The 25,161-nt window shown below is 62.9% G+C and carries 20 protein-coding genes and 5 tRNA genes; 23 read left to right on the forward strand and 2 right to left on the reverse strand.

Going from position 1 to position 25,161, the window contains the following annotated elements; all coding sequences use genetic code 11:
- Window positions 1-5: 5 nt before the first annotated feature.
- A complete protein-coding gene (thiC, locus tag DGI_RS08195; RefSeq protein ID WP_021760436.1) occupies window positions 6-1,286 on the reverse strand; it encodes a phosphomethylpyrimidine synthase ThiC in 1,281 nt (426 codons plus the stop codon).
- Between the two features lie 308 nt (window positions 1,287-1,594).
- On the opposite strand from thiC, the gene rpmE reads away from it, so the two are divergent.
- The 23 genes from rpmE to DGI_RS08310 all read left to right on the forward strand — a co-directional run bounded on the left by rpmE (window position 1,595) and on the right by DGI_RS08310 (window position 24,505).
- Window positions 1,595-1,840 (forward strand): 50S ribosomal protein L31, encoded by a 246-nt coding sequence (gene rpmE, locus DGI_RS08200; protein ID WP_021760437.1) that lies wholly within the window; start codon window positions 1,595-1,597, stop codon window positions 1,838-1,840.
- Between the two features lies 1 nt (window position 1,841).
- The gene (locus DGI_RS08205; protein ID WP_407656280.1) at window positions 1,842-2,915 is read left to right on the forward strand and encodes a DUF1385 domain-containing protein; all 1,074 of its coding nucleotides are present in this window, start codon (window positions 1,842-1,844) and stop codon (window positions 2,913-2,915) included.
- 39 nt (window positions 2,916-2,954) lie between these two features.
- Complete coding sequence (gene prfA, locus DGI_RS08210) at window positions 2,955-4,028, forward strand: peptide chain release factor 1 (RefSeq protein WP_021760439.1); 1,074 nt, start codon at window positions 2,955-2,957, stop codon at window positions 4,026-4,028.
- A complete protein-coding gene (gene prmC / locus DGI_RS08215) occupies window positions 4,025-4,933 on the forward strand; it encodes a peptide chain release factor N(5)-glutamine methyltransferase (RefSeq protein WP_021760440.1) in 909 nt (302 codons plus the stop codon). Before prfA ends, prmC begins: the two co-directional genes overlap by 4 nt.
- A 112-nt stretch (window positions 4,934-5,045) precedes the next feature.
- Window positions 5,046-5,120: transfer RNA gene (locus tag DGI_RS08220), tRNA-Thr, on the forward strand.
- Between the two features lie 2 nt (window positions 5,121-5,122).
- Window positions 5,123-5,208 (forward strand) — tRNA-Tyr (locus DGI_RS08225).
- Between the two features lie 87 nt (window positions 5,209-5,295).
- A tRNA-Gly gene (locus DGI_RS08230) sits at window positions 5,296-5,371 on the forward strand.
- 48 nt (window positions 5,372-5,419) lie between these two features.
- Window positions 5,420-5,495, forward strand: a tRNA-Thr gene (locus tag DGI_RS08235).
- A 138-nt stretch (window positions 5,496-5,633) separates the two neighbouring features.
- Window positions 5,634-6,827, forward strand: coding sequence for an elongation factor Tu (tuf, locus tag DGI_RS08240; RefSeq protein ID WP_021760441.1), 1,194 nt, complete (start codon window positions 5,634-5,636; stop codon window positions 6,825-6,827).
- A gap of 4 nt (window positions 6,828-6,831) precedes the next feature.
- A complete protein-coding gene (gene rpmG, locus DGI_RS08245) occupies window positions 6,832-6,981 on the forward strand; it encodes a 50S ribosomal protein L33 (protein WP_021760442.1) in 150 nt (49 codons plus the stop codon).
- Window positions 6,982-7,009: 28 nt separating this feature from the next.
- A tRNA-Trp gene (locus tag DGI_RS08250) sits at window positions 7,010-7,085 on the forward strand.
- 92 nt (window positions 7,086-7,177) lie between these two features.
- Entirely contained in the window at window positions 7,178-7,534 is a 357-nt protein-coding gene (gene secE / locus DGI_RS19525) for a preprotein translocase subunit SecE (RefSeq protein ID WP_327024273.1), read from the forward strand.
- A 17-nt stretch (window positions 7,535-7,551) separates the two neighbouring features.
- Entirely contained in the window at window positions 7,552-8,139 is a 588-nt protein-coding gene (gene nusG / locus DGI_RS08260) for a transcription termination/antitermination protein NusG (RefSeq protein WP_021760444.1), read from the forward strand.
- 50 nt (window positions 8,140-8,189) lie between these two features.
- Window positions 8,190-8,615, forward strand: a complete 426-nt coding sequence (rplK, locus tag DGI_RS08265; protein ID WP_021760446.1) for a 50S ribosomal protein L11 — start codon at window positions 8,190-8,192, stop codon at window positions 8,613-8,615.
- Between the two features lie 18 nt (window positions 8,616-8,633).
- Window positions 8,634-9,347 (forward strand): 50S ribosomal protein L1, encoded by a 714-nt coding sequence (gene rplA, locus DGI_RS08270; RefSeq protein WP_021760448.1) that lies wholly within the window; start codon window positions 8,634-8,636, stop codon window positions 9,345-9,347.
- Between the two features lie 278 nt (window positions 9,348-9,625).
- Complete coding sequence (rplJ, locus tag DGI_RS08275) at window positions 9,626-10,153, forward strand: 50S ribosomal protein L10 (RefSeq protein WP_021760450.1); 528 nt, start codon at window positions 9,626-9,628, stop codon at window positions 10,151-10,153.
- Between the two features lie 39 nt (window positions 10,154-10,192).
- Entirely contained in the window at window positions 10,193-10,588 is a 396-nt protein-coding gene (gene rplL / locus DGI_RS08280) for a 50S ribosomal protein L7/L12 (RefSeq protein ID WP_021760452.1), read from the forward strand.
- A gap of 402 nt (window positions 10,589-10,990) precedes the next feature.
- On the forward strand, window positions 10,991-15,112 hold the full coding sequence (gene rpoB, locus DGI_RS08285) for a DNA-directed RNA polymerase subunit beta (protein ID WP_021760453.1): 4,122 nt from the start codon (window positions 10,991-10,993) through the stop codon (window positions 15,110-15,112).
- A 58-nt stretch (window positions 15,113-15,170) separates the two neighbouring features.
- A complete protein-coding gene (gene rpoC, locus DGI_RS08290) occupies window positions 15,171-19,325 on the forward strand; it encodes a DNA-directed RNA polymerase subunit beta' (protein ID WP_021760454.1) in 4,155 nt (1,384 codons plus the stop codon).
- A gap of 233 nt (window positions 19,326-19,558) precedes the next feature.
- The gene (gene lepA, locus DGI_RS08295) at window positions 19,559-21,364 is read left to right on the forward strand and encodes a translation elongation factor 4 (protein ID WP_021760455.1); all 1,806 of its coding nucleotides are present in this window, start codon (window positions 19,559-19,561) and stop codon (window positions 21,362-21,364) included.
- A gap of 120 nt (window positions 21,365-21,484) precedes the next feature.
- Window positions 21,485-22,087 (forward strand): signal peptidase I, encoded by a 603-nt coding sequence (gene lepB, locus DGI_RS08300; protein ID WP_021760456.1) that lies wholly within the window; start codon window positions 21,485-21,487, stop codon window positions 22,085-22,087.
- A 7-nt stretch (window positions 22,088-22,094) separates the two neighbouring features.
- Window positions 22,095-23,633 (forward strand): YifB family Mg chelatase-like AAA ATPase, encoded by a 1,539-nt coding sequence (locus DGI_RS08305; RefSeq protein WP_021760457.1) that lies wholly within the window; start codon window positions 22,095-22,097, stop codon window positions 23,631-23,633.
- Window positions 23,634-23,710: 77 nt separating this feature from the next.
- On the forward strand, window positions 23,711-24,505 hold the full coding sequence (locus tag DGI_RS08310; protein WP_027192952.1) for a hypothetical protein: 795 nt from the start codon (window positions 23,711-23,713) through the stop codon (window positions 24,503-24,505).
- Between the two features lie 220 nt (window positions 24,506-24,725).
- On the opposite strand, the gene DGI_RS08315 is transcribed toward DGI_RS08310, so the two are convergent.
- Entirely contained in the window at window positions 24,726-25,151 is a 426-nt protein-coding gene (locus DGI_RS08315) for a hypothetical protein (RefSeq protein WP_021760459.1), read from the reverse strand.
- Between the last annotated feature and the right edge of the window lie 10 nt (window positions 25,152-25,161).

Here is a 25,161-nt window from a genome sequence, read left to right on the forward strand (position 1 = left end):
CCTGCTTATTTGAAGAGTTGCTCGTTCAGCCGCACGGCGCAGAAATCGCCGCACATGGCGCATGCTTTTTCCTTGGCGCCGGGGCCGCGACGGCAGACCATGGCCGGATCCAGCGCATTGGCGGCCATGCCCTCCCAGTCCAGCCGGGCGCGGGCCTTGGAGATTTCCAGGTTGCGGGCCAGGGCGTGGGGCCGGCCCAGGGCCACTTCGCCGGCCTGGGCGGCAATGCGCGAGGCCATTACGCCCTGGCGCACGTCTTCCACTTCGGGCAGGGTCAGGTGCTCGGCCGGAGTCACGTAGCACAGAAAATCCGCCCCGTGCTGCACGGCCAGCGCACCGCCGATGGCCGCGGCGATGTGGTCGTACCCCGGGGAGCAGTCCACCACCAACGGGCCAAGGACGTACAGCGGCGCGCCCTGGCACAGGCGCTTGATGCCCTGGATTTGCGCGCCCACCTGATGCAGGGGGACGTGGCCGGGACCTTCAATCATTACCTGCACGCCGCGGGCCCGGGCCAGTTTGGCCACCTCGCCCAGGACGATGACTTCTTCCCACTGGGCGGCGTCGCCGGCGTCCACGCCTGCGCCGGGCCTGAGCCCGTCTCCCAGGCTGATGACCACATTGTGACGGGCGCAGATGTCCAGCACCTCATCCATGCGTTCGAGCAGGGGATTTTCCATGCCGTGCTTGCGCATCCAGGCCGCGGTGATGGAACCGCCGCGGGAAACGATGCCCAGGACGCGGGCATCCTTGGCCTGGGCCAGGTCTGCGCCGCGACGGGTGACGCCCATGTGCAGGGTCATGAAGTCCACGCCCTGTTCGGCCTGGAGGCGGATTTCCTCCACCAGATCGTCGGCGGTCCAGTCGTGCATGTCGGCCTTGGCGTCCAGACGGCGCTGGACCACGCCGTACAGGGGCACGGTGCCCAGGGGCACGGGGCAGCGGGCAAGCATTTCCGTGCGGATGGGGGTCAGGTCGCCGCCGGTGGAGAGATCCATCACGGTGTCTGCGCCGGCTTGCAGGGCGACATCCAGCTTGGTCATTTCCGAGTCGTGGGAAAAGGCCATGGGCGAGGCGCCGAGGTTGGCGTTGACCTTGACGCGCGTGGGCTGGCCCACCAGCAGGGGACGCAGGCCGGGATGGGCGGGGTTGCCCAACAGAACCATGGTGCCCTGGGCAATGGCCTGGGCAACACATTCCAGGGAAAGACCTTCGGAGGCGGCAAGCTGGGGAAGATGCTCGTCAAGGAGCGCCTGCAGGGCGGCGTTGGGCGTGAAGGAAAGCATGGTGTCTCCAAAAAGCACTGTGGATGCACGGCAGAGGTGAACAGAACAAGCGGCCGGCGGATGCGGCGGCCGGTCGGACGCAGTTGGTCGAGCAATCAATCTAGCCTACGCCGGGAAAAAATGCCAGTCCCGTTACATTGTGCCATATTTCACGGCTTGCCAGGGCGGGAATGGCGATATATGTACAAATGCAGACAGGACGCTCGGGAACGAAGGCGCAGGGAAAAATTCTGCTTGCCAAGGCAGGGTGCTTCGAGTATCCGAGTTCTCTTTTCCATCCTTCCGCCAATTTCGTCAGGAGACGTGTCATGAAGAAAGAAGGCCACCCCAAGACCTTTGAGGCCACCATTCGCTGCGCCTGCGGGTACGAAATCAAGGCCATCTCCACCAAGGGTCCTGAAGTGCCCGTGGAAATCTGCTCCGCCTGCCATCCGTTCTACACCGGCAAGCAGCGCTTTGTGGACACCGCCGGCCGTATCGACCGCTTCCGCAAGAAGTACGCAAACCTGGACGCCGCCAAGGCCGCCAAGGCGCCCAAGCAGGGCAAACGGTAGCATGCATATGGCTCGGGGCGCGCTCAAACGGTTGTTGCCTCTGCTTGGCTCTTCTCGCCCCATGGTGGGCGGGCAGGCAGTCATGGAAGGGGTGATGATGCGCCACGCGGACAAGCTGGCCCTGGCCGTGCGCCGGGCCGACGGCTCCATCCACGTGGAAACGTGGCCGTGGTTCAGCCTCACCAAGGCGGCCTGGTTGCGCAAGCCCATGATCCGCGGCTTTCCCGTGCTGCTGGAAACGCTGGTGAACGGCGTGAAGGCCCTGAACCATTCCGCCGTGCTGGCTGCGGAGGACATGGACGGGCCTGCGGACCCGGCAGCTGCCGGCCCGCGCGAGCCGGGCGGCGGGCTCAAATCCTGGCATCTGGTGCTTACCCTGGCTGCTTCCATTGGCCTGGCCCTGGGGCTTTTTGTGGTGGTGCCGCATCTCTTCTCGTTGGGGATGCAGGCCATCGGCCTGGGCAGCGACATGGATGGCATCCTCTTCCATGTCTGGGATGGCATCTTCAAGCTGGGCATTTTCCTGGGCTACATCGTCTCCATTTCCTTTGTGCCGGACATTCGCCGCGTCTTTCAGTATCATGGCGCGGAGCACAAGATGATCTGGGCCCACGAGAAGGGCCAGCCCCTGGAGCCGGCCTGCGCCCGGGCATACAGCCGGCTGCATCCGCGTTGCGGCACCACCTTCCTGCTGCTGGTGCTCAGCCTGTCCATCTGCATGCACACCATTCTGGTGCCGCAGCTGCTGGCGGTGTATTCGCCGGAAAACAGCGTGCTCAAGCACCTGTATGTGGTGGCGGGCAAGCTCCTGATGCTTGCGCCCATCAGCTCCCTGGCCTACGAAGCCATCCGTCTGGCCAGCCGGTACGATGGCAGCGCCTTCTGCCGCTTCCTTTCCGGCCCGGGCATGTGTCTGCAACGGCTGACGACCTTTGAGCCCGAAGACGACCAGCTCGAAGTGGCTGCCGCCGCGCTGACCGCTGCCCTGGCTGCCACGCCCGAGGAACTTGCCGACGACGACGGCTTTTTTATCGAAGCCACGCACAAGGCCTCGGTCATTCCTTCCGCCTCCTAGCGCCTGCGTGCGCCAGCATTTCAGGGACGGTATTTTGTCATGTTCGCCAAACTCGAATCCATTGAGCAGAAGTTCGAAACGCTGGAACGGCAGCTCTCGGACGGCGAGATCTACAACGACCAGACACGGTACCGCGCCCTGACCAAGGCCCATTCCGATCTCAAGGATATCGTGGCCACCTACCGCGAACACCGCAAGGGCCTCCAGGAGCTGGACGAAAACAAGGAAATGCTCAAGGATGGCGATCTGGAGATCCGGGCCATGGCCGAGGAGGAGCTGGAACGCCTCAAGGCCCTCTTGCCGGAGCTGGAGCAACGGCTGAAGATCCTGCTCCTGCCCAAGGACCCCCTGGACGAGAAGAACGTCATCCTGGAAGTGCGTGCCGGCACCGGCGGCGAGGAAGCCGCTCTCTTTGCCGCAGACCTCTTCCGCATGTACTGCCGTTTTGCCGAGCGCAAGGGCTGGAAGTACGAGATCCTGTCGGCCAGCGAATCGGCCACCGGCGGGTACAAGGAAGTCATCGCCACCATCAGCGGCGACCGCGTGTACAGCCGGCTGAAGTACGAATCCGGCGCCCACCGTGTCCAGCGCGTGCCAGCCACGGAAAGTCAGGGCCGCATCCATACCTCGGCCTGCACCGTGGCCATCATGCCCGAGGCGGAAGAAGTGGACGTGGATATCCGTCAGGACGATCTGCGCGTCGAAGTCTTCCGTGCCAGCGGCCCCGGCGGGCAGAGCGTGAACACCACGGACTCCGCCGTGCGCATCACCCACATCCCCACGGGAGTGGTGGTGAGCTGCCAGGACGAAAAATCGCAGACCAAGAACAAGATCAAGGCCATGAAGGTGCTGCGTTCGCGCATCCTCCAGGCCGAGCAGGAACGCCAGCATGCCGTGGAAGCTGAAAACCGCCGCGCCCTGGTGGGCAGCGGCGACCGTTCCGAACGCATCCGCACCTACAATTTTCCCCAGGGCCGCGTGACGGACCACCGCATCAACGTCACCATCTATCAGCTGCCCAACTTCCTGGATGGCGATCTGGACGAGATGCTGGAGGCCCTGGTGACCCACTATCAGGCCGAGGCCCTCAAGTCTCAGGCCGATGCGGCGTGACGCTGCAGCAGTCCCCGCCCGTCTCCCTCGCGTCCGACTGCACCGTGCGGCAGGCCCGGCTGGCCCTCAGGGCCGCCTTTGAGGATGCCGGCGTGGAGTCCCCCGGCCTGAGCGCCAGCGTACTGCTGGAGCATGCCCTGGACACCGACGAGCGCCTGCACGTGATGGAACCCCACCGGACGCTGACCGAAGCGCAACGTCATCGCCTCCTGGCCCTGGCCCGGCGACGCTGCGAGGGTGAGCCGGTGGCCTACCTCACCGGGACAAAGGAATTTTTCGGGATGGATTTCGCGGTGGGGCAGGGGTGCCTCATCCCCAGGCCGGAAACCGAGATGCTGGTGGAAGCTGTGCTGGCCGCCCATGACCGCAACGCCCGCCTGCGCTTTGCCGATTGCGGCACGGGCAGCGGCTGCCTGGCCGGAACCTTGGGGCGGCTGTTCCCCGCCGGCAGGGGCGTGGCCGTGGACCGCTCCCGCGAGGCCCTGGCCTGGGCGCGACGCAACCTCGTCGCACATGGCGTGCAGGATCGGGTGGCGCTCCTGGAGTCGGATTTTGCCTGCCTGCCCCTGGCCGATGGCTGGGCCGACGTGGTGGTGGCCAATCCGCCGTACGTGTCCCCGCGGGAATACATCGAGCTGGACCCGGGCGTGCGAAATTTCGAGCCGGCGGCCGCCCTGGTGCCCCACGCCGCACCGCCGGAGGACGACGGCCTTGCCGCCCTGGCCCCCCTGGCAGGGGAAGCGGGCAGGGTGCTTGCCCCTGGCGGATTGTTTGTCTGTGAAATAGGGTGGTTGCAGGGACCTCGCGCCGCGATGCTGCTGGCGGATGGCCCCTGGTGCGAGGTGGATGTGGTGCGGGATCTGGCTGGACTGGACCGCATGCTCCGGGCGCGCCGCGCAGGGTGAGACAACTTTTTTTGCGGCGGAATAAAATTCTGCTTGACGGGCCGGCGCCGTCTGCGTATTGAAACCATCTTTGCAGCGCGCAACCAACGCGCGGCAGTTCTTTGAAAGGCACGCTGGCGTAGCTCAATGGTAGAGCAGCTGACTTGTAATCAGCAGGTTGCGGGTTCAAGTCCCATCGCCAGCTCCAGTGGAGGGGTTCCCGAGTGGCCAAAGGGAACAGACTGTAAATCTGTCGGCGTACGCCTTCGGTGGTTCAAATCCACCCCCCTCCACCATATTGCATTGCAAGCCTGATGGCTGTAGGAGACGGTGTCGCATCTGCGAGTCGCTGTTGTGGAACTACGGTGCAGGGGAAGCAGGACGCGGGAATAGCTCAATGGCTAGAGCATCAGCCTTCCAAGCTGAGGGTTGCGGGTTCGAGTCCCGTTTCCCGCTCCACTCGCATGTCCCGCCACTTCACACCACTCCTCTCGTCATGGCAAGAGGGCCCATGTAGCTCAGTCGGCAGAGCACTTCCTTGGTAAGGAAGAGGTCACCGGTTCAAATCCGGTCATGGGCTCCAGTACATTTTTTTTGGGCAGGCCCGGCCCATGTGGCGATGTCTCCGGCTGTTGGCCGCCAGGATAGACCGCCTCGCCGGGAGAAACGCCGGGCAACGCGTGCCAACGATACGAACGCAAACGCTGCAAGGGGTTATAGCATGGGCAAGGCAAAATTCGAACGGTCCAAGCCGCACGTTAACATCGGCACCATCGGGCACATCGACCATGGCAAGACCACGCTGACGGCTGCCATCACCAAGGTGTTGTCGATGAAGGGCCAGTCCAAGTTCATCGCCTTCGACCAGATCGACAAGGCGCCTGAAGAAAAGGAACGCGGCATCACCATCGCCACGGCCCACGTGGAGTACGAAACCGCCAATCGCCATTACGCGCACGTGGACTGCCCCGGCCACGCCGACTACATCAAGAACATGATCACCGGCGCAGCCCAGATGGACGGCGCCATCCTCGTGGTGGCCGCCACTGACGGCCCCATGCCCCAGACCCGTGAGCACATCCTGCTCGCCCGTCAGGTCGGCGTGCCCACGCTGGTGGTGTTCATGAACAAAGTGGACCTGGTGGATGACGAAGAACTGCTGGAGCTGGTGGAACTGGAAGTGCGCGAGCTGCTCTCCAAGTACGGCTTCCCCGGCGACGACATCCCGGTGATCCGCGGCTCTGCCCTGGGCGCGCTGCAGGTCGATACGGCTGACGATCCGGCCACCGCCTGCATCCACGAACTGATGGCCGCGTGCGACAGCTTCATCCCCGAGCCCGTGCGCGACATCGACAAGCCCTTCCTGATGCCCATCGAAGACGTGTTCTCCATCTCCGGCCGCGGCACTGTGGTGACCGGTCGCGTGGAGCGCGGGATTGTGAAAGTGGGCGAGGAAGTGGAAATCATCGGCATCAAGAACACGGTGAAGACCACTTGCACGGGCGTGGAAATGTTCCGCAAGCTGCTGGATCAGGGCCAGGCCGGCGACAACATTGGTGCGCTGCTTCGCGGCGTCAAGCGTGAGGATGTGGAACGCGGCCAGGTGCTTGCCAAGCCCGGTTCCATCACCCCGCACAAGAAGTTCAAGGCGGAAGTGTACGTGCTCTCCAAGGAAGAAGGCGGCCGGCACACGCCGTTCTTCACCGGCTATCGCCCCCAGTTCTACATCCGGACCACGGACGTGACTGGCGTGATCAAGCTGGCCGAGGGCGTGGAAATGGTCATGCCCGGCGATAACGCGACCTTCGAGGTCGAGCTCATCCACCCCATCGCCATGGAAAAAGGCATGCGCTTCGCCATCCGCGAAGGCGGCCGCACGGTTGGCGCTGGCGTTGTGTCTGAGATCATGGAGTAACCAGATGCGCATCAACATCCAGCTTGCCTGCACGGAATGCAAACGCCGCAACTACGCGACGGAAAAGAACAAGAAGAACACCACCGGGCGTCTTGAAGTCAAGAAGTACTGCCCGTGGGACAAAAAGCACACGGTGCATCGCGAAACCAAGTAGTCTGTAAGTTTCGCGGCGCGTGAAGCGCAGGGCAGTAGCTCTAATGGTAGAGCGCCGGTCTCCAAAACCGGATGTTGGGGGTTCGAGTCCCTCCTGCCCTGCCATATTTATTTCGAAAAGCCGCTTGTGGCAGCGGCGCAGGCGCCCAGCTAACAGGACGTACCGTGGCCGAACTCCGGCCCCAGCTGCGGCCGAAATGCGAAGGTTGTGTATCATGGCCCATGTGAGCGACACGGAACGTAAGAATTCTCCTGGCGCCCAGGCCCGCGACAAGGCGGCCCGCGACAAGGCAACGCCTGCGGCCAGCAAGTCTGCCCGTCGCGATGGTGCCAAAAAAGAAGCTGACTCCCCCCAAGGCTTGGCCCGCAAGGTGCAGGAGCTCAAGGAGTTCTTTGAAGAAGCCAAGGTCGAACTGAAGAAGATCACTTGGCCTTCGCGCAAGGAAGCACAGGCCACAAGCATTGCCGTGCTCGTGTTGACGGTGGTGATGGCAGTGTTCCTGGGGCTGACGGACATGTCCTTGTCCAAAATTGTGGAGTTGTTGCTTTCCTAGGGGGGGCTATGACGGAAATGGAAACCGGCCCCCAGGCGCCTCAGCCTTCTCTGGAACTCCAGGAAGGCGCCGGCCCCAAGGCCCGCTGGTATATATTGCATACCTTTTCAGGGTTCGAACAGCGTGTGGAAAAGACGCTGCTTGAAATGATGCGTACCGGGCAGGACAAGGGCTACATCAAGCAAGTGGTGGTGCCTACGGAGCGAGTGGTGGAACTGGTGCAAGGCATTAAGCGCACCTCCACCCGCAAGTTCTACCCTGGGTACGTGATGGTCAAGATGCTGATGAACGACGAGTCCGCCTACATGGTGCTTAACATCCCCAAGGTCTCGGCGTTTCTGGGGGGCAAGAACAAGCCCAGCCCCATGCATGAGCATGAGGCCCAGCGCATTCTTGAAATGATGGTCAGCCGACAGGAGCAGCCCCGGCCCAAGTTCCACTTTGAACGCGGGGACGAAGTGCGCGTGATCGACGGGCCCTTCAACGGCTTCAACGGCGTGGTGGACGATGTCAATTACGACAAAGGCAAACTGCGGGTGGAAGTCTCCATCTTCGGCCGCCAGACGCCGGTGGAACTGGACTTCGTCCAGGTGACCAAGGGCTAGGCCCCGGCACGCGGTTTCGCATCGAGACGGTTCAAGCGAGGCAGAAAGTCATGGCCAAGAAAATTACGGGCAAGGTGAAGCTGCAGCTCCAGGCCGGCAAGGCCAACCCTTCTCCGCCAGTCGGTCCCGCCCTGGGCCAGCACGGCGTGAATATCATGGAGTTCTGCAAGGCTTTCAACGCCAAGACCCAGGATCAGGTCGGCACCATCATTCCGGTGGAAATCACCATTTACGCCGACCGTACCTTCACCTTCATCACCAAGACCCCTCCGGCCTCGGTGCTGCTGATGAAGGCCGCCAAGAAAGACAAGGGGTCCGGTGAGCCCAACCGCAACAAGATTGGCACCCTCACCATGGCGCAGGTTGAGGAAATTGCCAAACTCAAGATGGTGGACATGACTGCCGCGGATCTTCCCGCTGCCATGAAGACCATCATGGGTACCGCCCGCAGCATGGGCATTGATATCCAAGGCTAGTTTCACAGGAGACATGTCATGCCCAAACACGGCAAGAACTATCGCAAGGCTGCGGAAGCCATTGATCCGCTGAAGCTCTATGACATTGAAGAAGGCATGAAGCTCGCCGTGGCGAGCCGCGTGGCCAAATTCGATGAAACGGTGGACGTGGCCATGAATCTGGGAGTGGATCCCAAGTATTCCGACCAGATGGTCCGCGGCGCTGTCACCATGCCGCATGGCCTGGGCAAGACCGTGCGCGTGGCCGTCTTCTGCAAAGGCGACAAGGTGGCCGAAGCCCGCGATGCCGGGGCGGACATCGTTGGCGGCGACGATCTGGTGGACAAAATCAAGGAAGGCTTCCTTGAGTTTGACAAGGCCGTGGCCACCCCGGATATGATGGCCAAGGTGGGCCAGATTGGCCGTATCCTCGGCCCGCGCGGCCTCATGCCCAACGCCAAAACCGGCACGGTGACCTTCGACCTCGCCACCGCGGTGCGCGAAATGAAGGCCGGCCGCGTGGAATTCAAGGTGGACAAGGCCGGCGTGCTCCACGCTCCCCTGGGCAAGGTGTCCTTCGGGCCGGAAAAGCTCCTGGACAACCTCAAGGCCCTGGTGGACCATGTGGTTCGTCTGAAGCCCTCCGCCGCCAAGGGAACGTACCTCAAGAAGGTGGCCCTGGCCACCACCATGGGGCCCGGCGTGAAAGTGGACGCCCTGAGCGTTCGCAAGATGCTCGAAGGCGCCAGCTAATCAGGACGCCACTCGCGCGAGGGGATGCCGGCGCACCACGCCAGGGCATCCCCTCGCGTTATTACAGCGCACCACGTCCGCCGGCGCGCGGCGGAACGACGCGATAGAGACGAGGGGGCATGCAGTGTGCATGTTCGTTCGTCGACAGACAGACACGGGGACGAGTCGAAGACAGCAGGCGGGCTTTCGGGTCCTGAAGCGTCCTGCCGAGACTTTGGCTCATTTTCTGTGCCTGAGGACTGATTTCCCGGGACGTCCCGGGAAAAGGAGCAGTGACCATGGATAGAAACGCAAAAGCCGCCATCATCGACGCCTTGCGCGTCAAGGCAGGCAAGGCGCAGATCATGGTGGTCACGGACTTCAAGGGCCTCAAGGTAGAGGAAATGACCGACCTCAGGGTGAAGCTCAGAGCGCAGCAGATTGATCTGCAAGTCGTCAAGAACACCCTGGCGCGGATCGCCTTTACCGAAAGCGCATTTAAACCCTTGGGCGATGTGCTCAAGGAGAACTGCGCTGTGGTCATTGGATATGACGATCCGGTGCTGACCGCCAAGGTCATCACCGATTACGCCAAATCCAACAAGAAGTTCACCATCCGCTACGCCAACCTGCAGGGCAAGCAGATCAGCGACGAAGGTCTCAAAGACCTCTCCAAGCTGCCGAGCCGGCCCGAGTTGTTGGCCCAGGCCCTGGGGACCATGCGCGCCGTGCCCCAGAACTTTGTGAGCCTGCTGGCCAATGTGCCTCGGTCGTTCTTGAACGTGCTGACCGCCATCAAAGACGAGAAGGAAAAGGCAGCCGCCTAGCGCCTCGCCACCGTTCTTCACCCCCCAAGGAGCTTTCCAATGTCTACCGTGACCAAAGAACAAGTTGTTGACTTCATCTCCAATATGACCGTGCTGGAGCTGGCTGACTTCATCAAGGAACTGGAAGAAAAGTTCGGCGTGTCTGCTGCTGCCCCCATGGCCGGCATGATGATGATGCCCGGCATGGGCGCTGCTGACGCCCCCGCTGAAGAAGTGGAAGAAAAGACCGAATTCGACGTCATCCTCAAGGAAGCCGGCGGCAACAAGATCGCCGTCATCAAGGCCGTGCGCGCCCTCACCGGCCTGGGCCTGAAGGAAGCCAAGGACAAGGTGGACGCTGCTCCCCAGCCCATCAAGGAAGCCGTGTCCAAGGAAGACGCCGAAGCCGCCAAGAAGCAGCTGGAAGAAGCCGGCGCCACGGTGGAAGTCAAGTAGTCGTTTGGATGAATGTGCACCCGGGCGCCTTGCTGTGGCAGGGCGTCCGGTTTTTTTTCTCCAACTCCCTTGCTTTTTTTGTACGCGCGGGCTAATAGACCCAGATACGGCGGCCCGCGATGGCGTCCATAAAGGCGTCTGCTTTGCCAACGTGCCACACGAATGAGTTTTCATTCCAGATACTTGTTGCTGGCGTGAACGTCAACAGCCCTGGGCGCTCCCCTGTAGGAGGCGCTCGGGATGTTGTACGTTGCCCAGCTTTTTTTCATTTTAGGGAAATGCGCCGCTAACGGTCCACCTTATCGCCACTGACCACGGCCTTCCCGCCGCGCCGCCCTGCGCGCCGTGCCCACGCAGCCGCATGGCAGGAAGTCCGCAGTCCGCACACGCAAAGGATCGACAATGGGTCAGCTCGTCAAGAAATTCGGCAAGATTCACCACTCCCTGCCCATCCCGCACCTATTGGACCTGCAGGTGGAGTCCTACAGGCAGTTCCTGCAAATCGGCGTGGCGGCGGAAGACCGCAAGCCCGACGTGGGCCTGGAAGCCGTGTTCCGCAGCGTCTTCCCCATCGAGGACTTCAACAAGACGGCCAGTCTGGAGTACGTCGGCTACGAGATCTACGACCCCGAGTACGATGAGGACGAGTGCATCTCCAAGGGCCTGACTTTCGAGGCCCCCATCAAAATCCAGGTCCGCCTGGTGGTCTTCGATGTGGATGTCGAAACCGGCATCCGTACCCTGCGCGACATGAAGGAGCAGCCCATTTATTTTGGCAAGCTCCCCCTGATGACGGACAAGGGCACCTTCATCATCAACGGCACCGAGCGCGTCATCGTCAACCAGCTGCAGCGCTCCCCCGGCATCATCTTCGAGCATGATTCCGGCAAGACGCACTCCAGCCGCCGCGTGCTGTACTCCTGCCGCATCATCCCCATGCGCGGCAGCTGGCTGGATTTCGATTTTGACCACAAGGACATCCTGTACGTCCGCATCGACCGCCGCCGCAAGATGCCCGCCACCATCCTGTTCAAGGCCATGGGCATGAACAAGGCGGACATCCTTGACTATTTTTATGAAACCGAGTGGTACCGCCTGGATACCGAGCGCGTGCTGTGGGAAGTGCAAAAGCACATGTACCGCAAGGAAACGCCGGTCAACGACATCACCGACGCCGACGGCAAGGTCATCGTGGAGGCTGGCAAGCCCCTGACCAAGCGCCACTGGCGCATCTTCGGCGAAAAGAACGTCGAGGTGGTGCCCCTGGCCCGGGAAACCCTGGAAGGCCTGTTCCTGGCCAAGGACATGGCCAACCCCGAGACGGGCGAGGTCATGGCCGAAGCCGGGGACGACATCACCATGGATCTGCTGGGCAAGCTCCAGGCGGCCGGCATTGAGCGGCTGCCCGTGCTGCACACCCGCGGCACGGACGTGTCCCCCTCCATGCGCGACACCCTGATGCTGGACAAGACCGCAGACATGGAACAGGCCCAGGTGGAAATCTACCGCCGCCTGCGCCCTAGCTCCCCGCCCACGCCCGAAATCGCCGCCGCGTTCTTCGAGAACCTGTTCCGCAACGCGGATTATTACGACCTCTCCCCCGTGGGCCGCTACAAGCTCAACCAGCGTCTGAGCTTCCCGCAGACCCGCGACGAGCGGACCCTTTCCGATGAGGACATCCTGGCCGCCATCCGCCTGCTGTGCCGCCTGAAGGACTCCCACGGCCCGGCCGACGACATCGACCACCTGGGCAACCGCCGCGTGCGGCCCGTGGGCGAACTGGTGGAAAACCAGTACCGCATCGGCCTGGTGCGCATGGAGCGCGCCATCAAGGAGCGCATGAGCCTGCAGGAAGTGGCCACGCTGATGCCCCACGACCTCATCAACCCCAAGCCCGTGGCGGCTGTGCTCAAGGAGTTCTTCGGCACCTCCCAGCTCTCCCAGTTCATGGACCAGACCAACCCGCTCTCCGAAGTCACCCACAAGCGCCGGCTTTCGGCCCTTGGGCCCGGTGGCCTCACCCGTGAGCGGGCCGGCTTTGAAGTGCGCGACGTGCACGTCTCCCACTACGGCCGTATCTGCCCCATCGAAACACCGGAAGGCCCGAACATCGGCCTCATCGTCTCATTGACCACCTACGCCCGGGTGAACGACTTCGGCTTCATCGAAACGCCGTATCGCGTGGTCAAGGACAGCAAGGTCACCAGCGACATCTACTTCCTGGACGCCTCCCGGGAGTATGACGAAGTCATCGCCCAGGCCAACGCCACCTTGCAGGATGACGGCGGCTTCGAAGCCGACATGCTCACCACCCGGATGAAGGGCGACGTGCTCATGAGCCCGCGGGAAGAAGTGACCCTGATGGACATCTCGCCCAGCCAGATGGTCTCCATCTCCGCCGCGCTCATCCCCTTCCTGGAACATGACGACGCCAACCGCGCCCTCATGGGCTCGAACATGCAGCGCCAGGCCGTGCCGCTCTTGCGGCCCGAAGTGCCCCTGGTGGGCACGGGCATGGAAGGCGTGGTGGCCAAGGACTCCGGCTCCTGTCTGCTGGCCGAGGGCGAAGGCGTGGTGCGCCATGCGGACGCCCAGCGCGTCATCGTCAGCTACGAGGGCGACCTGCACAAGCGCACCGGCGGGGTGAAGGCCTACGAGCTGCAGAAGTACCACAAGTCCAACCAGAACTCCTGCTTCGGGCAGCGGCCCCTGGCCATTCCCGGCACCAAGGTCAAGCGCGGCACCGTGCTGGCCGACGGTCCCTCCATCCAGAATGGCGAGCTGGCCCTGGGCAAGAACCTGCTGGTGGCCTTCATGCCCTGGTGCGGGTACAACTTCGAAGACTCCATCCTCATCTCCGAACGCGTGGTGAAGGAAGACGTGTACACCTCCGTGCACATCGAGGAGTTCGAAGTGGTGGCCCGGGACACCAAGCTTGGCCCCGAGGAAGTGACGCGGGATATCCCCAACGTCTCCGAAGACATGCTCCGCAATCTGGACGAGAGCGGCATCATCCGCATCGGCGCCAACGTCAAGGCGGATGACATCCTGGTGGGCAAGATCACCCCCAAGGGCGAAACCCAGCTCACCCCGGAAGAAAAGCTGCTGCGCGCCATCTTCGGCGACAAGGCCCGCGACGTGAAAAACACCTCCCTCAAAGTGCCCCCGGGCATTGAAGGGACCATCATCGACGTCAAGGTCTTCAACCGCAGAAGCGGCGAGAAGGACGAACGCACCAAGGCCATTGAGGATTGGGAACTGGCCCGCCTGGAGCGCATGGAAGGGCAGCACATCACCGCCCTGACCAACAGCATGCGCGACAAGATCTGGGGTCTCATCCAGGGCAAGCAGATCGTCACCAACCTCATGGGCAAGAAAAAGGGCCAGGTGCTGGCGGAAACCGGCCACACCCTGACCCGCGACATGCTGGACGACGCGCCCATCAAAAAGATGGCCGGTCTGTTCAAGAGCAAGGAAACCAACGACGAAATTCAGGCCCTGCTGGACGAGTACGACAACCAGCTGGCCTTCATCAACCGCTTCTATGAAGTGAAGAAGGGCCGCGTGACCGAGGGGGACGACCTGCCCCCCGGCGTCATCAAGATGGTCAAGGTTCACATCGCCGTGAAGCGCAAGCTCTCCGTGGGCGACAAGATGGCCGGCCGCCACGGCAACAAGGGCGTTGTCTCCTGCATTCTGCCCATCCAGGACATGCCCTTCTTTGCCGACGGCACCCCCGTGGACATCGTGCTCAACCCCCTGGGCGTGCCTTCGCGTATGAACATCGGGCAGATCATGGAAACCCACCTGGGCTGGGCCGCGCGCGAGCTGGGCGCCCAGCTGGCCCGCATGGCCGACGCCGCCGTGGACCCGCAAGTCCTGCGCGCGGAGATCTCCCGTGTCTTCAAGACCTCGGAAATCGAAGCCATGCTGGCGGAAGTAAGCGATGAGGAACTCATCCCCATGGCCCGGGATCTGCGCAACGGCATCGTCACCAAGACGCCGGTCTTTGACGGCGCCCACGAAGACGAAATCTGGTCCTGGCTGGCCCTGGCCGGCCTGCCTGACGACGGCAAGAGCGTGCTCTACGACGGCCGCACCGGCGACGAGTTCATGAACCGCGTCACCGTGGGCGTCATGTACATGCTCAAGCTGCACCACCTGGTGGACGAGAAGATCCACGCCCGCTCCACAGGCCCGTACTCCCTGGTCACGCAGCAGCCCCTGGGCGGCAAGGCCCAGTTCGGCGGCCAGCGGCTGGGGGAAATGGAAGTGTGGGCGCTGGAAGCCTACGGCGCGGCGCACTTGCTGCAGGAATTCCTCACCGTCAAGTCGGACGACGTGGCCGGTCGCGTGAAAATGTACGAGAAGATCGTCAAGGGCGAGAACTTCCTGGAAGCAGGCCTGCCCGAGAGCTTCAACGTGCTGGTGAAAGAACTGATGAGCCTGGGCCTGGACGTGACCCTCATCGAGGAAGAACGCAAAAAGGCCAGACGGGAACCGCAGTTCCTCTCCAACAACTAATCCGGCAATTGCAGCAACCATCCCACGGCAACCACCTGTCACGCCAGGGAGTCGATATATGAGTCTGGACGATTTGTTCTCCTTCCGCGGCGCCGCCAATCAGGCGGTCACCAGCCATACCCTGAAGGCCATCAAGATCTCCATCGCCTCGCCGGAGAAGATCCGGGAATGGAGCTTCGGGGAAGTCAAGAAGCCGGAGACCATCAACTACCGCACCTTCAAGCCGGAGCGCGATGGCCTGTTCTGCGCCAAGATCTTCGGCCCGGTGAAGGATTACGAGTGCAACTGCGGCAAGTACAAGCGCATGAAGCACCGCGGCATTGTCTGCGAAAAGTGCGGCGTGGAAGTCATTGCGTCCAAGGTTCGTCGCGAACGCATGGGCCACATCGAGCTGGCCGCGCCCGTGGCGCACATCTGGTTCCTCAAGACCCTGCCGTCCAAAATCGGCACGCTCCTGGACATGACCATGGCGGACCTGGAAAAGGTCCTCTACTTTGATTCCTATGTGGTGCTGGACGCCGGTGGCACCACGCTGCAGAAGTATCAGGTCATCACGGAAGAGCAGTACATGCAGGTGCTGGACCACTACGGCGAGGACGCCGTGAAGGTGGGCATGGGCGCGGAAGCCGTGCGCTCCCTGCTCGAAGAGCTGGACCTGGAAACCCTGCGCGTGGAACTGCGCGAGGACAGCCAGACCACCCGCTCCCAGACCAAGAAGAAAAAGCTCACCAAGCGGCTCAAGATCATTGAAGCCTTCCTGGAAAGCGGCAACCGGCCCGAGTGGATGATTCTGGAAGTCATCCCGGTCATTCCGCCCGAGCTGCGCCCCCTGGTGCCCCTGGACGGCGGCCGCTTCGCCACCTCGGACCTGAACGACCTCTACCGCCGGGTGATCAACCGGAACAACCGCCTCAAGCGGCTCATCGAGCTTGGCGCGCCGGACATCATCATCCGCAACGAAAAGCGCATGCTGCAGGAAGCGGTGGACGCGCTCTTTGACAACGGTCGCCGCGGTCGGGCCATCACCGGCACCAACGGCCGGCCCCTGAAGTCTCTCTCGGACATGATCAAGGGCAAGCAGGGCCGGTTCCGCCAGAACCTGCTGGGCAAGCGCGTGGATTACTCCGGCCGTTCCGTCATCGTGGTGGGCCCCAAGCTCAAGCTGCACCAGTGCGGCCTGCCCAAGAAGATGGCCCTGGAGCTGTTCAAGCCCTTCATCTATGCCAAGCTGGAAGAAAGAGAGCTGGCCTCCACCATCAAATCCGCCAAGCGGATGGTGGAACGCGAAGAGCTGGTGGTGTGGGACATCCTGGAAGAAGTGGTGCGGGAGTATCCCATCCTGCTCAACCGCGCGCCCACGCTGCACCGTCTGGGCATTCAGGCCTTTGAACCCACCCTGGTGGAAGGCAAGGCCATCCAGCTGCACCCGCTGGTCTGCTCCGCCTACAACGCCGACTTTGACGGCGACCAGATGGCCGTGCACGTGCCCCTTTCCGTGGAGGCGAACATCGAATGCCGCGTGCTCATGATGAGCACCAACAACATTCTGTCGCCCGCCAACGGCTCGCCGGTCATCGTGCCGTCGCAGGATATCGTGCTCGGGCTGTACTACCTCACCGTGGAGCGCAGCTTCCAGCGTGGGGAAGGCAAGATCTTCACCGCGCCGTGGGAAGTCATTGCCGCGTACGACGCCAACACCGTGGATCTGCACGCCCGCATCAAGTGCCGCATCGATGGCGAACTGCTGGACACCACGCCCGGCCGCGTCATCCTGGGGCAGGTGGTGCCCGAGCAGGTGCCTTTTGAAATGGTGAACCAGATCCTCACCAAAAAGAACATCGCCCGTCTGGTGGGCGAGACCTACCGCCGCGCCGGCACCAAGGCCACGGTCATCCTGTGCGACCGCCTCAAGGATACCGGCTACGAGTTCGCCACCCGCGCCGGCGTGACCATTGGCGTGAAGGATCTGCAAATCCCTTCCAAGAAGCCCAAACTCCTGGAAGACGCCCGCAACGAAGTGGACCAGATCGAGCAGCAGTACCGCGAAGGTATCATCACCAAGACAGAGAAGTACAACAAGGTGGTGGACGTCTGGACCAAGGTCACCAACGCCGTCTCCAAGGAGATGATGGACGAGATCAGCCAGGACTTCATCACTGATCCCAAAACCGGCAGGGTGGAAGCCAACATCAGCTTTAACCCCATCTACATGATGAGCCACTCCGGCTCCCGAGGCAACGCAGACCAGATGCGCCAGCTCGCCGGCATGCGCGGCCTGATGGCCAAGCCTTCCGGCGAAATCATCGAAACGCCCATCACCTCCTCCTTCCGCGAGGGGCTCTCGGTGCTGCAGTACTTCACCTCCACCCACGGCGCACGAAAGGGCCTGGCCGACACGGCCCTCAAGACCGCCAACTCCGGGTACCTCACCCGTCGTCTGGTGGACGTGGTGCAGGACGTGATCATCGGGGAAGTCGATTGCGGCACTGTGGACGGCCTGGAAATCGGGCATCTGGTCAAGGGCGGGGACATCAAGGTTCGCCTGTCCGAGCGTATCCTCGGCCGCTCGCTCCTGTTCCCCATCTTCGATCCGGACACCCTGGAAGAAATGCTGCCGGCCAACACGCTCGTCAATGAAGAGCTGGCCCTGATGATCGAAGACCGCGGCATCTCCTCGGTCATGGTGCGCTCCACGCTCACCTGCCAGAGCCGCCACGGCGTGTGCGCCCATTGCTACGGCCGCGACCTGGCCCGGGGCGATTTGGTGAACATCGGCGAAACCGTGGGCATCATCGCCGCGCAGTCCATCGGCGAACCCGGCACCCAGCTGACCATGCGTACCTTCCACATCGGCGGTACGGCCTCGCGTGAAGTCGAGCGCTCCTCCATCCAGGCGCAGCACGCCGGCACGGTGGCCATGTCCCGCGTGAAGATGGTCAAGAACGTCGAGGGCAAGTTCCTGGTGCTCGGCAAGAGCGGGCAGATCAGCATCGTGGACGAGCAGGGCCGCGAGCGTGAAAAGTACGTCCTGCCCACGGGCGCCAAGCTGCACGTGCAGGCCGGCGACCAGATCCGCAAGGGGCAGGTCCTGGCCGAGTGGGACCCCTTCAACGAGCCCTTCGTCACCGACGTGGACGGCGTGGTCAAGTTCACGGACATCATCGACGGCAAGACCTTCCAGGAAAAGACCGACGAAATCACCAAGATGGCCACCCAGACCATCATCGAATACCGGTCCACCAACTTCAAACCCTCCATCTCCGTGTGCGATGCCTCGGGCTCGCCGCGGCCGCGGCCGGATTCGGCCATCCCGGCCGTGTTCACCCTGCCCGTGGGCGCCATCCTCATGGTGCGCGACGGCATGGAAGTGAGAGCCGGGGACATCATCGCCCGTAAGCCCCGCGAAACCTCCAAGACCAAGGACATCGTGGGCGGTCTTCCCCGCGTGGCCGAGCTCTTTGAAGTCCGCAAGCCCAAGGACCTCGCCGTGGTGTCGGAAATCGACGGCATCGTCACCCACGGCACGGAATCCAAGGGCAAGCGCCGTCTGGTGGTCACCCCCGAAGCCGGCGAGCTCAAGGAATACCTCATCCCCAAGGGCAAGCACATCACCGTCCAGGACGGCGACTTCGTGGAAGCCGGCGAACTGCTGACCGAAGGCTACCCGGAACTGCACGACATCCTGAAGATCAAGGGCGAAAAGTTCCTGGCCAACTACCTGGTGGAAGAAATCCAGGACGTGTACCGCTTCCAGGGCGTGAATATCAACGACAAGCACATCGAGGTCATTGTCCGGCAGATGCTGAAGAAAATCAGCATCCTCGATCCGGGCGACACCACCTTCCTCCTGGGCGAGCAGGTGGACAAGCATCGCTTCATGGAAGAAAACAACCGCGCCATCATGGAAGGCAAGCGCGCTGCCCAGGGTGAACCGCTGGTGCTGGGCATCACCCAGGCATCCCTCACCACGGACAGCTTCATCTCTGCCGCCTCCTTCCAGGAAACCACCAAGGTGCTCACCGAGGCCTCTCTGCTGGCCAAGGAAGATCCCCTGCGCGGCCTGAAGGAAAACGTCATCGTCGGCCGGCTCATCCCGGCGGGCACGGGCTACCGCAAATACGTGGATGCGGAAATCGCCGTGCCGGACCAGCCCGAACGGCCCGACAAGTTCCTGGAAGAGCTGGAGGACAACCCGCTGCTCATCGACGGGTAGCAGGCTCCTCGCATCGCATCACAGCGGCGTCCTTCGGGGCGCCGCTTTTTTTGGAAAGCCCGCATCCTTCCATTAGACTTCGCCAGGGCTTTCCAGTAAGAGAAGTCGGAGCGCAGGGCAGGGGACTCCCGCCTTGACGCGCGCGTTTCATACCCCGCGACTGCGCAAGCAGGCAGGGGGTTTCGCGTTTTCAATGCACCCGGCGCACGCCAGCCATACGCCAGACACAAAGAATGACCGATCCAAAACTCATTAGAAATTTCAGCATTATCGCGCACATTGACCACGGCAAGTCCACCCTGGCCGACAGGCTCATGGAAAAAACGGGCCTGATTGCCGATCGCGACAAGCGCGAGCAGTATCTGGACCGCCTGGAGTTGGAGCGCGAACGCGGCATCACCATCAAGGCCCAGAGCGTGCGCCTGCCGTACAAGGCGGCGGACGGCAAGCAGTACATCCTGAACCTCATCGACACCCCTGGTCACGTGGACTTCAGCTACGAAGTCTCGCGCTCCCTGGCCGCCTGCGAAGGCGCCCTGCTGGTGGTGGACGCCACCCAGGGGGTGGAGGCCCAGACCCTGGCCAACGTGTATCTGGCCCTGGATCACAATCTGGAAATCATCCCCGTCCTGAACAAGGTGGACCTCCCCAGCGCCGACGCCGACCGCGTGAAGCAGGAAGTGGAGGAGAGCATCGGCCTGGACTGTGCCGACGCCATTGCCGTCTCGGCCAAGACCGGGCTGAACGTGGAAAAGGTGCTGGAGGCCATCGTCACCAAGCTGCCGCCGCCCACGGGCGATGCCGCCGCCCCGCTGCGGGCGCTGGTGTTCGACTCCTGGCACGACAGCTATCAGGGCGTGGTGGTGCTCTTCCGCATCCTGGACGGATCCATCCGTGTGGGCCAGAAAATCCGCATGCATTTCACCAAGAAAGATTTCGAAGTCACCAAGCTGGGGGTGTTCTCACCGGATGCCCTGGCCGTGCAGGAACTTTCCGTGGGTGAGGTGGGCTTTCTGACGGCCAACATCAAGAATCTTGGCGATGCCAACGTGGGCGACACCATCACCGATCCGTTGCGCCCCACGGAGCAGCCATTTCCCGGCTTCAAGAAGATCAAGCCCATGGTCTTTTGCGGCCTGTATCCCACGGAGCCGGCGGAGTACGAATCCCTCAAGTTCGCTCTGGAAAAATTGCAGATCAACGACACCGCCTTCAGCTTCGAGCCGGAAACCTCCCAGGCCCTGGGTTTTGGCTTCCGTGCCGGGTTCCTGGGCATGCTGCACATGGAAATCATCCAGGAGCGGCTGGAGCGGGAGTTCGAGGCCCAGCTCATCACCACCGCGCCCACCGTGGCCTATCGGGTGGAGACGACCAAGGGCAAGGTGGTGGAGATAGACAACCCCGCCTCCCTGCCGCCGCCCGGAGAAATCGCCTCCTTTGCTGAACCGTACGTGCGCATGGAAATCCATGTGCCCAACGAGTTCGTGGGGGCCATCTTCGCCCTGTGCGAGGAGCGTCGCGGCACCCAGAAGGACGTGCGTTTCCTTACCTCGGCGCGGGTTATCATTACGTATGAGCTGCCGTTTGCAGAAATCGTCTTCGACTTTTTCGACAAGCTCAAGTCCTGCACCAAGGGCTATGCGTCCCTGGATTACGAGATCATCGACTACCGGCCCGCGGACTTGGTGAAGCTGGATATTCTCATCAATACCGAGCCGGTGGATGCGCTGTCCTCCATTGTTCACCGGGACAACGCCTATCGCATGGGCCGAATGGTGGCCACCAAGCTCAAGAACACCATCCCGCGGCAGCTCTTCGAGGTCATCATCCAGGCCTCCATCGGCATGAAGGTCATCGCGCGTGAGCGCATTGCCCCCATGCGCAAGAACGTCACCGCCAAATGCTACGGCGGCGACATTACCCGTAAACGAAAACTGCTGGAAAAGCAGAAAGAAGGCAAAAAGCGCATGAAGCGCATGGGCAACGTGGAAATTCCCCAGGAAGCCTTCCTCGCAGCCCTGAAAGTGGGAGAAGACTAGCACCACGCTGCAGGGTGGAAGGCGAGGGGACCCGCTGGAACGAGGCGGCCTCCTCGCCGTGCCTGCGTGCTTTTCCCGTCTTTGGCGCGGCGGCTTTCGGCATTCAACAAGGACACTCGCATGACTCCTCGCTGGCAAAAAATGCTCAAGGAATACGCAGAGGCGCTCATCATCGCCTTTGTGCTGGCCATGTTCATCCGCGCGTTCGTGGTGCAGGCGTTCACCATCCCCTCGGGATCCATGCTGCAGACGTTGCAGATAGGGGATTACCTGCTGGTCTCCAAGCTCTCGTACGGCATCAAGGTGCCCTTCACCCATAGTTATCTGACCATGTGGGCCACGCCCGAGCATGGCGACATCATCGTCTTCGAGAATCCCAACGATCCGTCCAAGGATTTCATCAAGCGCGTCATCGGCATGCCCGGCGACACCATCGAGATCAAGGACAAGAAAGTGTACCGCAACGGGCAGGCCCTGGACGAATCCTATGTGCAGTTCGTGGATCCCAATGTGGTGATGGGACCGCGGGACCACAAGGATCCCATCGTGGTGCCCGACGGCAACTATTTTGTGATGGGCGACAACCGCGACGATTCCCTGGACTCCCGCTTCTGGGGCTTCGTGCCCGTGGGCAACCTGCGCGGCAAGGCCTGGATGATCTATTGGTCCTGGGAAAGCATGGGCTCCATCCGCTGGAATCGCATCGGGACCCTGGTGCATTGACGCCGGCATGATCGCCGCCGCCGCCTGCGCCGCGCTGTACGGCATCGACGCCTTCGCCGTCTCTTTGGAGGTGGACTGCGCCCGCCAGGGCCTGCCCGGCTTTTCCATGGTGGGTCTGGCCGAAGGCGCGGTGCGCGAGGCCAAGGAGCGGGTGTTTGCGGCGCTGAAGAATGCCGGCTTTCGGCTGCCACCGGCGCGCATCACCGTGAATCTGGCCCCGGCGGACCGGCGCAAGGAAGGCAGCGGCTTTGATCTGCCCCTGGCCCTGGCGCTGCTGGCCGCGGCCGAGATGCTGCCGGCCGAAGCCCTGGCGGGGTGGCATGCCTGCGGCGAACTTTCCCTGACCAGCGAACTCAGATCCGTACCCGGCGTGCTGCCCCTGGCCATCCGGGCCAGGGCCGAGGGCGCGCGCGGATTGTTGTGTCCCACGGCCAATGCTGCCGAGGCGGCCGTGGTGGAGGGGTTGGACGTCTACCCTGTGGCCAGCCTGGGACAGGCCGTGGCGCATCTCTCCGGCGAGCGGCCCCTGACGCCGCTGGCGGTGGATCTGGCCACCCTCTGGAACGAGCGCGAGCAGTTTCACATCGATTTCGCCGAGGTCAAAGGCCAGGAGCACGCCAAGCGGGCCATTGAGATTGCCGCCGCCGGCGGGCACAACCTGCTCTTCGTGGGGCCGCCCGGCTCGGGCAAGACCATGCTGGCCCAGCGCATTCCCTCGGTGCTGCCGCCGCTGACCTTTGATGAAGCCCTGGAAGTGACCAAGATCTATTCCGTGGCCGGCCGGCTGGGATCGAACCAGGCGCTGGTCGTCACGCGGCCGTTCCGCAGTCCGCATCATACCATTTCCGATGCCGGCCTGGTGGGCGGCGGCACATACCCGCGGCCCGGGGAAGTCTCCCTGTCGCACCGCGGCGTGCTCTTTCTGGACGAGCTGCCGGAATTCAAGAAAAGCGCCCTGGAAGTGCTGCGCCAGCCCCTGGAAGACGGCGAAGTGACCATCTCCCGCGCCGCCATGAGCCTGTCCTACCCCGCAGACATGATGCTCGTGGCAGCCATGAATCCCTGCCCCTGCGGCTACCTGACCGATTCCCGCCATGCCTGCACCTGCGCCCCGCCCCAGTTGCAGCGGTATCGCAGCCGGCTCTCCGGCCCGTTGCTGGACCGCATCGACCTGCACGTGGACGTGCCGGCTGTGCATCATACAGACCTGATGCAGCGCGCCTCCGGGGCGGATTCCGCCTCCATGCGCGGCAGGATCTTCGCCGCCAGGGATCGTCAGGCCCGCCGCTATGCCGGCACCCCCTGCCGCACCAATGCGGACCTCTCCGGCAAGTGGCTGGAGACCTTCTGCCCCCTGGAGGCGGAGCACCGGACCTTCCTGGAAAAGGCGGTGCAGCGGCTGGGCCTTTCGGCCCGGGCCTTCACGCGGGTGCTGCGCATCGCCCGGTCCATCGCGGATCTGGAAGGCGCAGACCCGTTGCGGGTGGAGCACCTGGCCGAGGCCATCAACTATCGCAGCCTGGACCGACACAGCAGCGCGGCATGAGGACGGCGAGCATGCATCACGCAACAGACCTGGGGCAGGTCCCCCGCAACCGCCCGGCTCGGGCGACAGGAACAGCCATGCGCACACTGCTGCAGGCAATGATGGTGTTGATGCTGCTGACGACGGCTGCGGGCGTTGCCCAGGCCCGGCAGCCCAAGGCGATGCCGGCCGCTCCGGAAACGGGCGACCTCGACGCCGCCCTGTGTCAGGCCCAATCCCGGCTGGAAGCCTTGCGCCTGGCCCTGGTGCCCCTGGACGCCCGCAAGCGGCAGCCCGTGGTGGACAAGGACACCCTGGCTGCGGTCCTGGCGGCCCTGGCCGAGGAAAACCTGCGCATCCGCGATGCCTTGTACGAAGTGGTGGATGCCCCCTGGCCGGACGAAGTCAAGCGCGCCTATGTGGCCTATTTTCTGACGCCCGGCGCCACCACCGGTCTGGCCCAGCGGGTGGGCACGGAGAACCTGAATCTGCTGCGCCCATTGCTGGAGACGCCCCTGCTGCAGGAAAGCGGCTGGCCCACGCGCGCGGCGTTCGGGCCGGAGGCTGATTTTCACGCCTTCATCGTCGTGGCCCAGGGCCGCGGTGCAGACCCGCAGTGGGTGGCGCAGGTCATCGTCCCGCGGCTCAAGGCCCTGGCCGGACGCGACGAGGTGCAGCCCCTCGGGCACCAGTGGCTGGCCGCCGGCGCCAGGGCGGATGTGGGCAAATTTGCGCAACAATTCAAGGATGCCGGCCTGCCCTGGAGCCGGTACGGCCTGCAACTGGACGGGCTGGCCGGCCTGCAGGCCCGCATGCCGGCCCTGGATGCGGCGGCAGAACTGCCGCCCCTGACGCCGGCTCCCTGCGGGGCGGAACGGCCGGGCAGGAAATAGAGAAAAGTATCTTTAAAACAAGAGCGTTGCGAGAGGGGAGAACCTTTTTCAAAAGGGTTCCCCTCTCGCGCTCTCCTCTTCCAAAACATTGATAGTATCCTGGAATCACCACAAAAAGTCTTTGGAAAGGGGGCCAGCTCTTGAAGGGCGGAAGAACCTTTCTTCAGAAAGGTTTTCCTCCGAGAGTTCTTTTCAAAAACAATGTGCCCGAGGAATGGAATCAGGCCCTGGCGTAGACGATGGCGCCGCCGCTGCGCTCGATGAAGTCGGGGTTGGTGACCCGATCCACCACCAGCCGGCCTTCCGGGGTGACGGTGAATTCCCTGGTGGCGGGCTGCACCGTGAGTTGTCCTTCTCTGGTCGTGCTGAAATGCTTGGTGGCGGGCTGCACAGCCACCTTGCCTTCCCCTGTGGTGGAGAATTCCTTGGTGGGCGGATGGGTGATCACGCGTCCCGGTCCTTCCGCCACCACATGCCCGGGTGGTGCGGTCCAGACTTCCCGGGCTGGCGGGCCGGTCCACACCTCGCGTGCAGCCTGACCGGTCCAGACTTCTCTGGCCGGCGGGCCGGTCCACACTTCGCGCGCCGCCGGAGCGGTGTGCACAAACGTGGAGGTATCGATGCCGACGCCATTGAGGGTGAACATGACAGACTCC

Origin of the sequence: Megalodesulfovibrio gigas DSM 1382 = ATCC 19364, assembly GCF_000468495.1 — a bacterium.
GTDB classification, from domain to species: domain Bacteria; phylum Desulfobacterota; class Desulfovibrionia; order Desulfovibrionales; family Desulfovibrionaceae; genus Megalodesulfovibrio; species Megalodesulfovibrio gigas.

Excerpts from the sequence above, each read along its gene's own strand:
- DGI_RS08310 (WP_027192952.1), top strand. The coding sequence starts at position 23,711 with ATGCGCACACTGCTGCAGGCAATGATGGTGTTGATGCTGCTGACGACG.
- rplK (WP_021760446.1), top strand. The coding sequence starts at position 8,190 with ATGGCCAAGAAAATTACGGGCAAGGTGAAGCTGCAGCTCCAGGCCGGC.
- DGI_RS08315 (WP_021760459.1), bottom strand. The coding sequence starts at position 25,151 with ATGTTCACCCTCAATGGCGTCGGCATCGATACCTCCACGTTTGTGCAC.
- rplL (WP_021760452.1), top strand. The coding sequence starts at position 10,193 with ATGTCTACCGTGACCAAAGAACAAGTTGTTGACTTCATCTCCAATATG.
- DGI_RS08205 (WP_407656280.1), top strand. The coding sequence starts at position 1,842 with ATGCATATGGCTCGGGGCGCGCTCAAACGGTTGTTGCCTCTGCTTGGC.
- DGI_RS08305 (WP_021760457.1), top strand. The coding sequence starts at position 22,095 with ATGATCGCCGCCGCCGCCTGCGCCGCGCTGTACGGCATCGACGCCTTC.
- tuf (WP_021760441.1), top strand. The coding sequence starts at position 5,634 with ATGGGCAAGGCAAAATTCGAACGGTCCAAGCCGCACGTTAACATCGGC.
- rplJ (WP_021760450.1), top strand. The coding sequence starts at position 9,626 with ATGGATAGAAACGCAAAAGCCGCCATCATCGACGCCTTGCGCGTCAAG.
- thiC (WP_021760436.1), bottom strand. The coding sequence starts at position 1,286 with ATGCTTTCCTTCACGCCCAACGCCGCCCTGCAGGCGCTCCTTGACGAG.
- rplA (WP_021760448.1), top strand. The coding sequence starts at position 8,634 with ATGCCCAAACACGGCAAGAACTATCGCAAGGCTGCGGAAGCCATTGAT.
- rpoC (WP_021760454.1), top strand. The coding sequence starts at position 15,171 with ATGAGTCTGGACGATTTGTTCTCCTTCCGCGGCGCCGCCAATCAGGCG.
- secE (WP_327024273.1), top strand. The coding sequence starts at position 7,178 with ATGCGAAGGTTGTGTATCATGGCCCATGTGAGCGACACGGAACGTAAG.
- rpmE (WP_021760437.1), top strand. The coding sequence starts at position 1,595 with ATGAAGAAAGAAGGCCACCCCAAGACCTTTGAGGCCACCATTCGCTGC.
- lepA (WP_021760455.1), top strand. The coding sequence starts at position 19,559 with ATGACCGATCCAAAACTCATTAGAAATTTCAGCATTATCGCGCACATT.
- lepB (WP_021760456.1), top strand. The coding sequence starts at position 21,485 with ATGACTCCTCGCTGGCAAAAAATGCTCAAGGAATACGCAGAGGCGCTC.
- prfA (WP_021760439.1), top strand. The coding sequence starts at position 2,955 with ATGTTCGCCAAACTCGAATCCATTGAGCAGAAGTTCGAAACGCTGGAA.
- rpmG (WP_021760442.1), top strand. The coding sequence starts at position 6,832 with ATGCGCATCAACATCCAGCTTGCCTGCACGGAATGCAAACGCCGCAAC.
- nusG (WP_021760444.1), top strand. The coding sequence starts at position 7,552 with ATGGAAACCGGCCCCCAGGCGCCTCAGCCTTCTCTGGAACTCCAGGAA.
- rpoB (WP_021760453.1), top strand. The coding sequence starts at position 10,991 with ATGGGTCAGCTCGTCAAGAAATTCGGCAAGATTCACCACTCCCTGCCC.